Below are 13,766 nucleotides of genomic sequence, written 5' to 3'. Positions count from 1 at the left end.
TATACTTGTGAAAAATACAGATCATTTACCTATAAAAAAAGGTTTAAAAAAAGACCTTAATAATAAATTAAAAACCTTTAGAGAGTATAGATTTTCTGAAGGAATAATAGAGTCTCAAGAAAAAAAGAGCAAAGATTTCTTTGGCTTTTTATTTAAAGAGTATGATAGCATGAATGATTTAGTTAAAGATATTTTTTAATAAAGAACGCTTTTTATAAGCGTTCTTTATTTTTTAATGATATTAAAGTGTTTTTGAGCTTATCTATTAATAAAACTATTTCTTCTTTATTATAACTAGCAAAACCAACCCGTATAGCATTGTGCTTTTTATTTGCTAAATCATAACGTTGCCACTCTCCTATTTCTAATTGATGTTTTTTTGCTTCTATTGCTACTTCTTCCCAACTATATTTTTGATGTAGTTGCAGCCAAATAGCCATCCCTCCTTTAGGTATTTTAAATTGAAAAAAATCTCCTAGCTCTGTTTGTAGTAGCTTGCAAAACAAATCTCGACGCTGTAAATATACCTTCAACACTTTTCTTATATGTCTATCTAAATCTCCTGATTTGATAAAATCTGCAAAAGCTAACTCTAATAAAGCATCACCTTGTCTATCTACATATCCCCTTAATTTAGCAGCTTCATTAATAAAATCTTTAGAGGCAATTAAATAACCAATCCTAAAAACAGGAGCTACAGTTTTACAAACAGAACCTATGTAAATTACATTACCATAAGTATCGTGGCTAGCTAAAGGTAAAATAGGGGCATGATCGTAATTAAAATCGTAATCGTAGTCATCTTCAATAATAGCAAAATTATATTTCTGTGCTAATTGTAACAAATGAATTCTTCTTTCGGCCGACAATGTCACTGTTGTTGGGTGGTGATGATGAGAGGTCACATACACAGCTTTAATTAGGTCTTTTCTACATAATTTTTCAATTTCGTTAGTCACCAATCCATTTTCATCTACTGAGACTCTTTTAATCTCAGCATTTTGATGCAAAAACGTAATATCTGCTGATGAGTAATTAGTTTCACCTACAACAACAATATCATCTTGGGTTAAGAGTAACTGAGTAGATAACCACATTCCCATTTGACTTCCTCGAGTAATTAAAACATTCTCTTTAGAAATATTTAAACCACGAGTATCATTAAGGTATTCAACTAAAGTTTCACGTAATTTTATGTTTCCATAAGGAGATCCATAATCTAAATATTTATGAATTGATTTTCTCGATACTATTCTTCGATAAGTTCTTGCAATCTCATTCGTTGGAGTGAGTCTCGTGTCTGAAGTTCCATCATTAATATAAATTACTCCTTCTTTTTTTTCGGTTTTCTTCTCTAAAAGAACCTTATTTTTATAAAAAGGAAATCCTGTTTTTTGTTTTAAAGGACTACTTTCAGTTGTTTTAAAATCTATTCTTTGGGTGTTAGGAAGTTTAGTGTTAACAAAAGTTCCTTTTTTAGGAAAGCTTTCTATCCAACCTTGTAGCGTCAATTCTTCATAACAAGCAACAACTGTTTTTCTATGTATACCCAGTAAATCAGCCAAAATTCGTGACCCTAACAGTTTTGTACCAGGTGTTAAATTACCTTCACGAATAAGTAAAATCAACTGATTTGCTAATTGAAGATAAACAGGCTCTTTAAGAGATTTATTTAATTTTATAGTTGTCTTATAAGGAAACATCTGGACTACTTTAAATATATGTTCTGGATTAAATTGGTAGTCCATAAATGTACTAAATTTGAACTATTAAGCATTTTTTAAACTACTCAAAGAAGAAATAAATAAATTAAATCATTGAAAACTATAATAACACACCATGAAAAAACAAGAATTACAGCCAACAGAATATAATGAGTATTATGCTGGATATTTATCTAAAATAAGCGATAACACAACACTATTAGATGGGTTTGAAAAAGACAAACAAATGGTATTGGATTTCTTCTCAGCTATTCCTAAAGAGAAATTAGAATACCGCTATTTATCTGAAAAATGGAGCATAAAAGAGGTTTTCCAGCATTTAATAGACACCGAGCGCGTTTTCATGTATAGACTACTACGAATTGCTAGAAATGATACTTCTCCTATTGAAGGATTTGACCAAGACATTTATATAAAACCTTCAGAAGCAGATAATAAAACTATTGAAGACTTACTGAATGAATTTTCTATTACTCGTCTGTATTCAATAAACTTACTAAATAGTATTTCTGAAGAACATTTAAAAAACATGGGAGTAGCCAATAACACACCTGTTTCTGCTAGAGCTTGTGCGTTTATTTTATTGGGGCATAGCGTTTGGCATATAGAAATAATTAAAGAACGTTATTTGAAATAAACTTATGAAAGAATACTCAAAATCTAAACTTAACAGAGTTAAAAGAGGACAAAATAGAGCTGTTTACGATATTGAAAAAATCAATACAATTTTAGATGCAGGCTTCATTGGTTTTGTAAGTTATATTTATGATGGAAAAGCAATTTCATTGCCTATGGCGTATGGAAGAAAAGACAACAAAATATACTTACACAGTTCACAAGCTAACAGAATACTATTATCGTTATTAGAAGTAGGAGAAATGAGTATGACAGTACTACATTTAGACGCTTTAGTGTTAGCGCGTTCAGGATTACATCATTCGGTAAATTATCGTTCAGTAACTTTATTTGGTTCAGTAAAAAAAGTAGAAAACACTCAAGAAAAAGAAGCAGCATTATATTGTTTTATGGAACATATGATGAAAGGACGTTGGGATGAAATTAGAGCTATGAAACCTGAGGAACTAGATAGAACTTTAGTCGTTGAAATGACTATTGAAACTGCATCTGCTAAAATTAGAGATGTGGGTGTTAATGATGAACCGGAAGATTATGATTTACCTATTTGGGCGGGGTTAATACCTTTGAAACAAGTGGCCTTCTCTCCTGTTTCAGATGAAAAACTTTCAAAAGATATTCAATTGCCAAATCACGTAATAGAGTATTACAATAAGCATAAATAAGCATTTTATAATAGTTAAAATTACTGTACATTACCTGTCTTATGTAAAATAAAAAAAATCAAATTCCGTATGAAAAAATATGATGTAATTATCTTAACAGATAAAAGGTATGTAAATCCAATTGAAATTAACCCATACACTAAAAACGTACTTGATGAAGATAATTATGTAAAAATAGCTCTTGAAAACCAAGGATTAAAAGTTAATCGTCTTTCTTGGGATGATGCTAGTTTTGATTGGTCAACAACTCGTTATGTTTTATTTAGAACAACATGGGATTATTTTGATCGATTTTCTGAATTTTCTGAATGGTTAAACAAAGTGAGTCAGCAAACTATTTTATTAAATTCAGAAAGGATAATTCGTTGGAATATAGATAAACATTACTTGCAGGATTTACAACAAAACGGAGTGCATATTTGTGAATCATATTTTATAGAACAAGGCACTACTCAAAGCCTTAAAGAACTTTCAAATCAGTTTGGTTTAAAAGAATTTGTTTTAAAGCCATGTATTTCAGGGGCAGCAAGACATACCTATAAAACCAATCCAGAAAACATAGAAACCCTTGAAGCTGTTTTTTCTGAATTAATAACTGAAGAAGCAATGATTCTTCAACCTTTTCAGTATAATATTGTGAAAAAAGGTGAAATATCATTAATGGTAATGAATGGTAAGTTTACACATGCAGTATTAAAAATAGCCAAATCAGGAGATTTTAGAGTACAAGATGATTTTGGTGGATCTGTACATAGCTACTCTCCTACTCAAGAAGAAATTGACTTTGCTGAGAATGCTGTAAAAGCTTGTATAGATTTGCCTATTTACGCTAGAGTGGATATTTTTACTGATAATAATGATAAATTGGCTATTGCTGAACTAGAGTTAATAGAGCCAGAACTATGGTTTAGAAAACATCCAGCTGCAGCTGATGAATTAGCTAAAGGAATTAAACAATTAATCAATAAAGATGAAAAAGTTATTTAAAATACTGGGCGGTTTACTTTTAATTGGAGGAATAGTTTTAGCTGTTTTCTACTTTAAGAATAACGAAAGTCTTCCTTCAGGAAAACAAGGGACTAAAGCGGATGAATTAGCTACTAAAATGCTAGATGCATTAAATTATGAAGCATATAAAAACACACGTTTTATAGAATGGAGTTTTAGAGGGAAACGCTTTTATAAATGGGATAAACAAAAAAACATAGTTGAAGTATCTTGGGATACCAACAAAGTGATATTGCACACCAAAGAACCTGAAAAGAGTATTGTTTTGATTGATGGAAAAGAAAATGACAACAAAGAAATTCTTCAAAAATCAATCGATTATTTTAATAATGATAGCTTTTGGCTAGTTGCTCCTTATAAAGTTTTTGATAGCGGTATTGAACGAAGACTTGTACAATATGAAGGTAAAGATGCTTTATTGGTTACTTATACAACTGGTGGTTCTACACCAGGAGACTCTTATTTGTGGATTTTAGATAAAAATGACAGGCCTACCAGTTATAAAATGTGGGTTTCTATAATCCCTACAGGTGGAACAGAAGCAAGCTGGAGTGATTGGATAACCACAGAATCTGGAGCAATATTACCAACAAAACATGAAATGTCAGTTGGTGCTTTAGATATGGGAGATGTAAAAGCTTATAATTAACATTATTAAAACTTATAAATAATAAAAAAAGAGCAGCAAAATTGCTGCTCTTTTAGTTTTCTATTATAAAAGAAATTATTTACCGAAGCTATAAGAAATTCCGAAGTTAATACCAAAAGAAGAATATGGTACTTTTTCAGATAATTGCTTGCGAGCATAAGGATTTGCTTGTGCTTCTTGGTATTCAGTAAGGGTTAACTCATCTACATATAAAATTTCTTTAGAGTAACCAGTAGGTAAATTGTTAATAGTAGCTACAGTAGTTCTATTTCCATCTGGAGTAACGATTTCCGAATTAAATTCTTTGAAAATAGCTTTATCTCTAGTAACACTAATTCCCATATATTCTAATTCAGCAAATAAGGAAACGTTATTAGAAAGCTCATACTTATAACCAATAGCTCCAATAAAACCTAAAGGTAAACGACCTTTATAATCTTGAGTAAATGTAGTTTCATTATATGTTCCATCAGGGAAGTTACCTCCATTTGGAGCTGGTTGACCAGACATATCTTGTTTAATATATCCTTTAGCTTCAGTTTCTCCTCCCACTTTGATTAACGCACCAAAACGACTGTAAACATTATTTGTAAACTTATACACTAAAGAAGCAGAAGCTCCATAGGCTCTTGCTCTTGCTATTACATCAACATCATTTCCTGGTAAAGTTACTTTTCTAATAGTTTGATCTGCTCCATGTAAATAACCAAAAGCAGCTTCTACTCCGAAAGTATCATTAAAAAAATAACCAGATCTTAATTGAGTATGCATCCCTTCTCCGTAACTACCATAAGTGTTTTCCACTCCTGTAGTAGTTGTTTCTGTTCCAAACTTAACACCAGCACTTCCTATTGAATAACCTCCACTAGCAGAAACATAAAATTGAGCACTTGCGCTTGCTGTAATTAAAACCATAGCAAGCATTAAAATACTTTTTTTCATAATAAATTATTTGTTAACTTTAAATTGATAATAAGTGCACAAACCTAGTGAAAATCTACGATTAGCAGCGTTTAAGAACTGTTAAATTATTAGTATTATTGCAGTGAGGAGTACTCTAAAAATCAATCTTTTTGAATAAAAATATATTACATACTGAGGTTCAGAATTATATTAACGAAAACTTACGCACTAATATTGAAGAATTAATTTTTAAAGGGAGTTCTTTTGAAGGCGTTACCATGCAAGAATTAGCAAATCAACTAGTCGCAAAGCAGAAGTCCGAGAAAAAACTACCCACTTGGTTCGCTTCGAAAAATATTTATTACCCTGCAAAAATTAGTATTGAACAAACTTCCTCAGAAATTACAGCTAACTATAAATCGAAATTGGTACAGGGAGAATCTATTATTGATATCACTGGAGGTTTTGGTGTAGATTGCTTAGCTTTTTCTAAAAAGTTTAAAAAAGTTATTCATTGTGAGATTAATAATGATTTATCTGAAATTGTTGCTCATAATTACAAGCAATTAGGTGTTTCAAATATAGAAACAATAGCTTGTGACGGATTAGAATACCTAAAAAATATACCTCAAAAATTTGATTGTATTTATATAGATCCATCTCGAAGAAATGACATAAAAGGAAAGGTCTTCTTGTTAAAAGATTGCTCGCCAAATGTACCTGAGAATTTAGATTTTTTATTCGATAAATCAGAAACTATTTTAATAAAAAACTCTCCTATTCTAGACATTTCTTCAACAATAAATGAATTAAAATTTGTTAAAGAAATTCATATTGTAGCTGTTAATAATGAGGTAAAAGAATTACTTTTTTTATTAAAAAAAAAAATTAAAGATTTGATTAAAGTTAAAGCAGTTAACTTGTTGAAAAACAAAGATCAAGAATTTTGTTTCAGTTTAAGAAATGAAGGTTTTTTTGATTATTCTTTACCTCAGAAATACTTATACGAACCTAATACAGCTATTTTAAAGTCTGGAGGTTTTAATGAAGTTGCAAGTCAATTAAAAGTACATAAACTACATCAACATTCTCACTTGTATACTTCTGAAAAATTAATTGAAGATTTCCCTGGAAGGATTTTTGAAATTATTTCTGTTTTTCCATATAACAAAAAGAAACTAAAAAGAGAGATAAAAGTAGATAAAGCCAATATCACGACCCGTAATTTTCCGAAAACTGTGGCGCAAATAAGAAAAGAAACTAAATTAAAAGATGGAGGGCATACATATCTTTTTTTCTCAACAAACTTAAAAAATGAGTTAATAGTTATTAATTGTATAAAAGTTAATACTCTTAGTACTTTATAAAGTAAAAGTTGTTAAATTAATATATCTTCCTTATATTCAAGAAATGTTTTGTTGTTAGGGGAAGCAAAATATTTTAAAAGTCTTGATACTTAAATCAAGGCTTTTTTATTTAACCACCTTTTATATAAATTTGTTTTTATGACGAAACAATCAAGCATATATCAATCTGTAAAGTTATCTAAGGACTCTTCTATCAAAATAGAAGACTCTCTTGTTATTGAGGCTCCTTTGCAAATTAATATTAATAATGAAGCTTACACAGTTGTTATGCGCACTCCTGGAAGTGATGAAGCCTTAATAAAAGGCTTATTATTTGCAGAAGATATTTGCAAGAAAAATGAAGATTTAAAACTAAGTGTAGTAAAAACAAAGGAAGATTATTCTACTATAATTAACGCTGATATAGCGAAAGAAAAATTAGGAAAGGGCTATTTGAATAAGCGTACTCTTTTATCTATTTCTTCTTGTGGAATTTGCGGAAAAAAAGAATTAAAAGACTTAAAAGTTGCAGGAAATACTTTAAAAAGAAAAGATACTGTTTGTATTAAATCTTTTATTGAAACTACTATCTTCATGTTTTTGAAAATGAAAGAATTACAAAAAACATTTAAAGTAACTGGAGGGAGTCATGCCTGCGCAATTTTCAATAAAAAAAATGAACTTTTAACCATACAAGAAGATATTGGTCGTCACAATGCTGTTGATAAATGTGTTGGCGATTTAATAAGTAATTCGCAACTTAAAGAAGCGAAATACATGTTAGTAAGTGGTAGAGTTTCTTACGAAATAGTATCGAAAGCTTTTTTAGCTAAAATTCCATTTATAATAGCTGTTTCTGCCTGTTCCTCTTTAGCGGTAGACTTTGCCAAAGAATTTGGCATTTGCCTAATTGGTTTTAGCAGAGGCGACAAAATGACTGTTTATGCTAATCCCCAATTTTTAGTTTAATTTTTTATAGATTTACCTGTTTAAACACCTTTTTTTATCAGAATTCAGCGATAAAAAAAAGATTTGTATTTTAGTGCACAGAATATTAACTAATCAACCCAAATACTTATGCCTTTTATAGAAGAAGAAAAGTTTAAGTTAATACAAGAAGACTTAGACAATTCAAAATTACAAAGAGAGGAAGCTGAAAATGAATTAGCCAGCACTCAAGAAGAACTCTCTTCATTTAAGAAAAGCTCGAGAGGACTATCAATCTTTTTGGGACTTTTATTAGGAGTAGCTTCAGGAGCAGCTTATTACTTTTATGCTTACGGCGGTAACAGTGCTATCAATAATGTAGATATTGAAGCAGTAAAGAAACAAGAGGCATACAGAGTACTAGATAGTATTAGTAGAGCCAATGCAAGAGCTGCAAGAAACGGAGATACAGAAATGTCTAACATTAATATTGAAACAGCTACAAATGAAATAGCAGAAGGAACAAGAGGAGAAACTATATATTCTGTTCAAATTGGTGTGTTATCTAACAACCAATATCCTTTATTATCTTCTCAAGTTATTCCATCTATAGTTACCAGTACAGATGGTTACTTTAAATATTCATTAGGCTTATTTTTGACTTTAGATGAAGCTAAAGATTTAAAGAAAGAATTAATTAAAATAGGATTTAAAGATGCTTTTGTAGCTTCATATGTAAATGGAGAACGTCAGCAAATACACAACTAAACATACTAAAATGTTAAACATTTTTTTTAAAAGAGCACTCATAGTAGTTTTACTAATGAGTGTTCATTTTTTTTATGCCCAAACGAGTACTACTCCTGAACAAAAAACACAAATAGGTTTTGGGCAAATAGACTTCTTGTCTATTAAAATGCCTGAAGGAGAACAAAATATGGATTACACAGGACTCCATTACAACCTAAAACTGAATGATTGGAGTTATGCTGGAGTTGGTTTATATGGTGCTGTAGGTGGTATTCGTGGAGGTTTCTTTACTTTGGGTGTAAATGCAGGTATTCAACAAAAAATAACAGATAAACTATTTATAGATGCTGGACTTCATTTTGGAGGAGGTGGTGGCGCAGGTGCCCCAGATGGTGGTGGTGCATTTATTTTACCTCACCTTAATTTAGGATATGATTTTAAGCATTTTTCAGCTACAGCAGGATATAGTTATGTAGATTTTTTTGATGGAGGAGCAATTAATAGTAGTCAAATCAATGTTGCTGTACAAATCCCTTTATCATTTAAAACAGCTAGTTTTAAAGATCGAGAAAATTCATTCTCTATTGAAGATTTAAAAACTACCTCTTGGAATACTTTAAGTAATAGAATTTCGTTATTAATGCACTTAAACAATGCATATGTTACAAAAGGTTCTTACGAAGGCAACACTATACGTTTAGCAGGTTTTGAACTAAATTCTTATATCACAGATAGCTTTTTCTTTTTCGTAAAAGCCGATGGAGCTTACCATGGAATCAAGGCTGGATACATGGATGTTTTCTTAGGAGGTGGTTATCACTTATCAATGAATAAAAACCGTACAAATATTTTAGCTAAGTTTGGTGTAGGTGCCGGCGGTGGCGGTGGTGTTGAAACTGAAGGAGGTTTTTTAATATATCCTGATATCTCTTTAGAACAAAAATTATTTGGTAATGTATATGCTTCTATAAACAAAGGATATATGATGAGTCCTAATTCTCATTTTGTTTCCTCTACTTATGGCTTAGGATTGAAGTATTATGTAGATAGAGATGGAACTTTGTCTGAAAATGAAGATTTAGAATTTTCAACGGGAAAGTTTAAAGGGTTTGAAACTGTTATTAAACAAGATTTATACCTAGACGCTGCTAGAGATGAAGGATTTTATCAAAACATGCATCAAATATCATTACAATTAAACTTCTTCTTAAATAAATACTTATACGCAGCAGGTCAAACTTCTTTTGCTGATTTTGGCGATGCTGGTGCTTATGCAGAAGGTATTGTCGGATTAGGAATTCAAACCAAGGAGTTTTTCAATGGAACTACCTCTATTTTTGCTCAAGTTTTAGGAGGAGCAGCTGGTGGTGGTGGTATTAGTACAGGACAAGGGTTAATTGTTAAACCAAGTATTGGTATTAACCATGAATTAGCTAAAAATCTACAATTAAGGTTAGGGGCAGGTTACGTTAAAGCGAAAGGAGGTAATTTAAGTAGTACTTATTTAAATTTTGGAATTTCTTACCGTTTTTCATTTTTAAGTGTTAATTAGCTTTAAAATTTAACTTTTCTTTAAAGTTTGATGAATTATCTTCGCTTTTTTAAAAAAGATTGAGTTAATAACCTTACTTTTTTAGGTATCAGTAGGGATAATTTATAAGTAAATATGATCAAAAAGAGAATCTTATCTCCATTTCAAAAGTTTGTAAAAATAGAAAGTGTTAGTGGTATTTTATTACTAGTAGCTACTTTAATAGCTCTCGTTTGGGCAAATTCCCCTTATAAAGATAGTTATGAAGCTCTTTGGCAATATAAAGTAGGCTTCACTTCTCCTCATTTAGAATTATACAAACCTTTAATTCTTTGGATTAATGACGGATTGATGGCTGTATTCTTCTTTTTAATTGGCTTAGAAATTAAACGAGAGTTTTTAATTGGTGAACTTAACTCTATGAAAAAGGTTGCGTTTCCTCTTTTTGGAGCCTTAGGAGGAATGTTAGTACCTGTTTTGTTTTTCCTTATTCTAAATGAAAACCCTGAAACTCAAAAAGGTTGGGGAGTCCCTATGGCCACTGACATCGCCTTTTCACTTGCTGTTTTAAATGTATTGGGTAATAAGGTTCCTTTAAGTTTAAAGGTTTTTCTAACTGCTTTCGCTATTGTAGATGATATTGGAGCCGTATTGGTAATTGCTTTGTTTTATAGTGGAAGTATAAATGTAACTTTAATTATAACAGCTTTAATTTTATTGGCTTTTCTTTACCTTATAGCATATAGAGGTTTTTATTCTAAATATGTAACATTTTTATTTGGTATAGTTATTTGGGTTTTATTCCTTAAATCTGGGATACACCCTACTATTGCGGGAATTTTAATGGCTTTTGCTGTTCCTATTAGACAAAAAATACGTACACCTGAGTTTATAGAAAACCTAGAGCAAATAACAAATAACATCAAACAAGCTAGAATTTCTCCACAACCAATATTATCAAAAGAACAAATTGAAGAAATAGATAACTTAGATAATTGGATTGATGATTATCAGTCACCATTGCAGCTTCTTGAGCACAAATTACATGATTTAGTAGCCTATATAATTATTCCGATTTTTGCTTTAGCAAATGCTGGAGTTTTAATTGATGGCGATGCTAATTTAGACACCACACTTATAAGAAACATAGCTTTATGTTTAATTTTAGGAAATAGTATCGGTATAACAACTATTATTACTGTTGTTAAAAAACTTAAAATCATTGAAGTTCCTAAAGACATTTCAAATCAACACATTATAGGAGTATCGTTTTTAGCAGGAATAGGGTTTACCATGGCTATTTTCATATCTAGTTTAGCTTATGCTAGTAGCCCTGAGTTTATTGATTCTGCTAAGATTGGTGTTTTATTAGGGTCTGTTATTTCTGCTATAATAGGGTATTCAATATTAAGATTTAATAAAGCAGAAACTATAGAAGAATAAAGTCAGTAATTCAACTAACTAATATTACTCCAAATGCCACTTGTTTTGCGTAATTTTTCATATGTTTTTAGCAAGTTGGCGTTTTCTTTTTTAGATAAGTTAGGATCTTCCTGTAATAAGTTAATAGCAGCTTGACGTGCTTTATGAAGTATAGGACTATCTTTTACCATATCTGCTATTTTAAGGTTTAAAACCCCACTTTGTTGCGTTCCCATAATATTTCCTGGCCCACGAAGTTTCAAGTCTACTTCTGCAATTTTAAATCCATCTGTAGTTTCTACCATGGTTTGTAATCGAGTTTTTCCGTCAGAAGATAATTTGTAACTAGATAATAAGATACAATAGCTTTGTTCTGCTCCACGCCCTACTCTACCCCTCAACTGATGCAATTGACTTAATCCAAATCGCTCTGCACTTTCAATAACCATTACCGAAGCATTTGGTACGTTCACTCCTACTTCAATTACTGTTGTTGCTACCATTATTTGCGTATCTCCTTTTGCGAAACGTTCCATTTCATAATCCTTATCAGCCGGTTTCATTTGCCCATGAACGATACTTATTTGATATTTAGGAGAAGGGAATTCTCTAGAAATACTTTCGTATCCATCCATTAAATCCTTATAATCCATAGCTTCAGACTCTTGAATTAAAGGATACACAACATAGGCTTGTCTTCCTTTTGCTATTTCATCTTTTAAGAATTTAAAAACTCCTAAACGATTGCTATCGTAACGATGCACCGTTTTTATTTCTTTACGTCCAGGAGGCAATTCATCAATAACTGAAATATCTAAATCGCCATACACAGACATAGCCAATGTTCTAGGAATTGGTGTTGCCGTCATTACCAATATATGTGGAGGAACTGCCCTTCCATCTGATGGGCTTTTCTCCCATAATTTTCTTCTCTGTGCAACCCCAAAACGATGTTGCTCATCAATAATAGCAATTCCGAGATTTTTAAACTGTACTTTATCTTCTAAAATAGCATGTGTACCTATTAAAATATGAAGAGATCCATCTTCAAGACCAGCATGAATTTCTCTACGCTTTTTGGTTTTTGTAGATCCTGTTAATAAATCGACATGAATATTCGTGTTTTTTAATAAGTCTACTATCCCATTATAATGTTGTATAGCTAAAATTTCTGTAGGAGCCATAATCGTAGCCTGATAACCATTATCAATAGCTAATAACATAGTTAATAAAGCTACAATCGTTTTTCCTGAACCTACATCACCTTGTAATAAGCGGTTCATATGAGCTCCAGAACCTACATCTTTACGAATCTCTTTCAGTACACGTTTTTGTGCATTGGTTAAATCGAAAGGCAGATGATTGTTGTAAAAATTAGTAAACTCCTCTCCTACATGCTCAAAAATAAATCCTTTTAGTTTCGATTTTCGAATGAGTTTTTTTTGTAATAATTGGAGTTGAATAAAAAATAATTCTTCAAACTTTAATCGATATTGTGCTTTGGCTAATAATTCTTGATTTTTAGGAAAGTGAATATTTAATAGAGATTCTTTTTTACCTAAAAACTGATGTTCTTCTATAAAATATTGCGGAAAAGTTTCTTCAATACTACCATACGCCTGCTGAAATAAATTCTGAATCATGCCACGCATAACTTTATTGCTTATTCCTTTTGTACCAAGTTTTTCAGTTGATGGATACACAGGTTGCATAGCCATTTGTAGCTTGCTTTTGTATTCTTTTACCGTTTCCATTTCTGGATGTGGCATGTTGGGGGTTCCATTATACCAATTTAACTTTCCGTAAATTACATATGGAACATCTACTTTTAAGCTGTCTTTTATCCATTTCGCTCCTTTAAACCATACCAACTCCATAAAACCTGTATTATCAGAAAAAGTAGCCACTAATCGACTTCCTCTTTTTTGTTTTACGGTTTTTACTCCTGTAATTTTTCCTACAATTTGAACTTCAGCAGAGTTTTGTTGCAACTGACTAATAGTATAAAACTGTGTTTTATCAATATATCGAAACGGAAATAGGTGTAATAAGTCTCCACAGGTTTTAATACCTAATTCGCTATATAACAACTCAGCTCTTGCTACACTTACGCCTTTTATGTATGTTACAGGGTGGTTTAAATTCATGAGAAACGAAAGTACAAAAAAGCAGTTTTCTCGACAACTTTAAAAAGATTAAAGCTAT

Annotated in this window: 13 protein-coding genes; 10 read left to right on the top strand and 3 right to left on the bottom strand. The window is 31.1% G+C overall.

Annotated elements, in window-relative coordinates; translation table 11 throughout:
- Positions 1 to 7: 7 nt before the first annotated feature.
- The gene (locus ACKTSU_RS07025; protein WP_408035667.1) at positions 8 to 199 is read left to right on the top strand and encodes a hypothetical protein; all 192 of its coding nucleotides are present in this window, start codon (positions 8 to 10) and stop codon (positions 197 to 199) included.
- A gap of 13 nt (positions 200 to 212) precedes the next feature.
- On the opposite strand, the gene pdxR is transcribed toward ACKTSU_RS07025, so the two are convergent.
- On the bottom strand, positions 213 to 1,748 hold the full coding sequence (gene pdxR, locus ACKTSU_RS07020; RefSeq protein ID WP_408035666.1) for a MocR-like pyridoxine biosynthesis transcription factor PdxR: 1,536 nt from the start codon (positions 1,746 to 1,748) through the stop codon (positions 213 to 215).
- Between the two features lie 91 nt (positions 1,749 to 1,839).
- On the opposite strand from pdxR, the gene ACKTSU_RS07015 reads away from it, so the two are divergent.
- The 4 genes from ACKTSU_RS07015 to ACKTSU_RS07000 all read left to right on the top strand — a co-directional run bounded on the left by ACKTSU_RS07015 (position 1,840) and on the right by ACKTSU_RS07000 (position 4,682).
- Positions 1,840 to 2,361: a DinB family protein gene (locus ACKTSU_RS07015; RefSeq protein WP_408035665.1), complete on the top strand. Its 522-nt coding sequence runs from the start codon at positions 1,840 to 1,842 to the stop codon at positions 2,359 to 2,361.
- 4 nt (positions 2,362 to 2,365) lie between these two features.
- Positions 2,366 to 3,025, top strand: coding sequence for a pyridoxamine 5'-phosphate oxidase family protein (locus ACKTSU_RS07010; RefSeq protein ID WP_408035664.1), 660 nt, complete (start codon positions 2,366 to 2,368; stop codon positions 3,023 to 3,025).
- A gap of 69 nt (positions 3,026 to 3,094) precedes the next feature.
- On the top strand, positions 3,095 to 4,012 hold the full coding sequence (locus tag ACKTSU_RS07005) for an ATP-grasp domain-containing protein (protein ID WP_408035663.1): 918 nt from the start codon (positions 3,095 to 3,097) through the stop codon (positions 4,010 to 4,012).
- Positions 3,996 to 4,682, top strand: a complete 687-nt coding sequence (locus ACKTSU_RS07000; protein WP_408035662.1) for a hypothetical protein — start codon at positions 3,996 to 3,998, stop codon at positions 4,680 to 4,682. Before ACKTSU_RS07005 ends, ACKTSU_RS07000 begins: the two co-directional genes overlap by 17 nt.
- A 75-nt stretch (positions 4,683 to 4,757) precedes the next feature.
- Here the strand turns inward: ACKTSU_RS07000 and ACKTSU_RS06995 are convergent, their stop codons facing one another.
- A complete protein-coding gene (locus tag ACKTSU_RS06995) occupies positions 4,758 to 5,624 on the bottom strand; it encodes an outer membrane beta-barrel protein (protein ID WP_408035661.1) in 867 nt (288 codons plus the stop codon).
- Positions 5,625 to 5,755: 131 nt separating this feature from the next.
- On the opposite strand from ACKTSU_RS06995, the gene ACKTSU_RS06990 reads away from it, so the two are divergent.
- From ACKTSU_RS06990 to nhaA, 5 genes are all read left to right on the top strand, one after another.
- Positions 5,756 to 6,952 (top strand): THUMP-like domain-containing protein, encoded by a 1,197-nt coding sequence (locus ACKTSU_RS06990; RefSeq protein WP_408035660.1) that lies wholly within the window; start codon positions 5,756 to 5,758, stop codon positions 6,950 to 6,952.
- A gap of 138 nt (positions 6,953 to 7,090) precedes the next feature.
- On the top strand, positions 7,091 to 7,900 hold the full coding sequence (gene fdhD / locus ACKTSU_RS06985) for a formate dehydrogenase accessory sulfurtransferase FdhD (protein WP_408035659.1): 810 nt from the start codon (positions 7,091 to 7,093) through the stop codon (positions 7,898 to 7,900).
- 108 nt (positions 7,901 to 8,008) lie between these two features.
- Positions 8,009 to 8,626, top strand: a complete 618-nt coding sequence (locus ACKTSU_RS06980) for a hypothetical protein (protein WP_408035658.1) — start codon at positions 8,009 to 8,011, stop codon at positions 8,624 to 8,626.
- Positions 8,627 to 8,636: 10 nt separating this feature from the next.
- A complete protein-coding gene (locus ACKTSU_RS06975) occupies positions 8,637 to 10,160 on the top strand; it encodes a hypothetical protein (RefSeq protein ID WP_408035657.1) in 1,524 nt (507 codons plus the stop codon).
- A gap of 114 nt (positions 10,161 to 10,274) precedes the next feature.
- Positions 10,275 to 11,582 carry a Na+/H+ antiporter NhaA gene (nhaA, locus tag ACKTSU_RS06970; protein WP_408035656.1) on the top strand — a complete coding sequence of 436 codons (1,308 nt, stop codon included), beginning with the start codon at positions 10,275 to 10,277 and terminating at the stop codon, positions 11,580 to 11,582.
- A gap of 14 nt (positions 11,583 to 11,596) precedes the next feature.
- On the opposite strand, the gene recG is transcribed toward nhaA, so the two are convergent.
- On the bottom strand, positions 11,597 to 13,708 hold the full coding sequence (gene recG / locus ACKTSU_RS06965) for an ATP-dependent DNA helicase RecG (RefSeq protein ID WP_408035655.1): 2,112 nt from the start codon (positions 13,706 to 13,708) through the stop codon (positions 11,597 to 11,599).
- Between the last annotated feature and the right edge of the window lie 58 nt (positions 13,709 to 13,766).

The sequence above is a fragment of the Tenacibaculum aestuarii genome, assembly GCF_964510395.1.
GTDB classification, from domain to species: Bacteria; Bacteroidota; Bacteroidia; order Flavobacteriales; family Flavobacteriaceae; genus Polaribacter; species Polaribacter aestuarii.
This window is presented reverse-complemented; position numbering and strand designations above follow the sequence as displayed.

Bases quoted from the DNA above. Each gene is read 5' to 3' on its own strand.
- ACKTSU_RS07010 (WP_408035664.1), top strand. From the start codon at position 2,366: ATGAAAGAATACTCAAAATCTAAACTTAACAGAGTTAAAAGAGGACAA.
- pdxR (WP_408035666.1), bottom strand. From the start codon at position 1,748: ATGGACTACCAATTTAATCCAGAACATATATTTAAAGTAGTCCAGATG.
- nhaA (WP_408035656.1), top strand. From the start codon at position 10,275: ATGATCAAAAAGAGAATCTTATCTCCATTTCAAAAGTTTGTAAAAATA.
- ACKTSU_RS06980 (WP_408035658.1), top strand. From the start codon at position 8,009: ATGCCTTTTATAGAAGAAGAAAAGTTTAAGTTAATACAAGAAGACTTA.
- ACKTSU_RS06995 (WP_408035661.1), bottom strand. From the start codon at position 5,624: ATGAAAAAAAGTATTTTAATGCTTGCTATGGTTTTAATTACAGCAAGC.
- fdhD (WP_408035659.1), top strand. From the start codon at position 7,091: ATGACGAAACAATCAAGCATATATCAATCTGTAAAGTTATCTAAGGAC.
- ACKTSU_RS06975 (WP_408035657.1), top strand. From the start codon at position 8,637: ATGTTAAACATTTTTTTTAAAAGAGCACTCATAGTAGTTTTACTAATG.
- ACKTSU_RS07005 (WP_408035663.1), top strand. From the start codon at position 3,095: ATGAAAAAATATGATGTAATTATCTTAACAGATAAAAGGTATGTAAAT.
- ACKTSU_RS07000 (WP_408035662.1), top strand. From the start codon at position 3,996: ATGAAAAAGTTATTTAAAATACTGGGCGGTTTACTTTTAATTGGAGGA.
- recG (WP_408035655.1), bottom strand. From the start codon at position 13,708: ATGAATTTAAACCACCCTGTAACATACATAAAAGGCGTAAGTGTAGCA.
- ACKTSU_RS07015 (WP_408035665.1), top strand. From the start codon at position 1,840: ATGAAAAAACAAGAATTACAGCCAACAGAATATAATGAGTATTATGCT.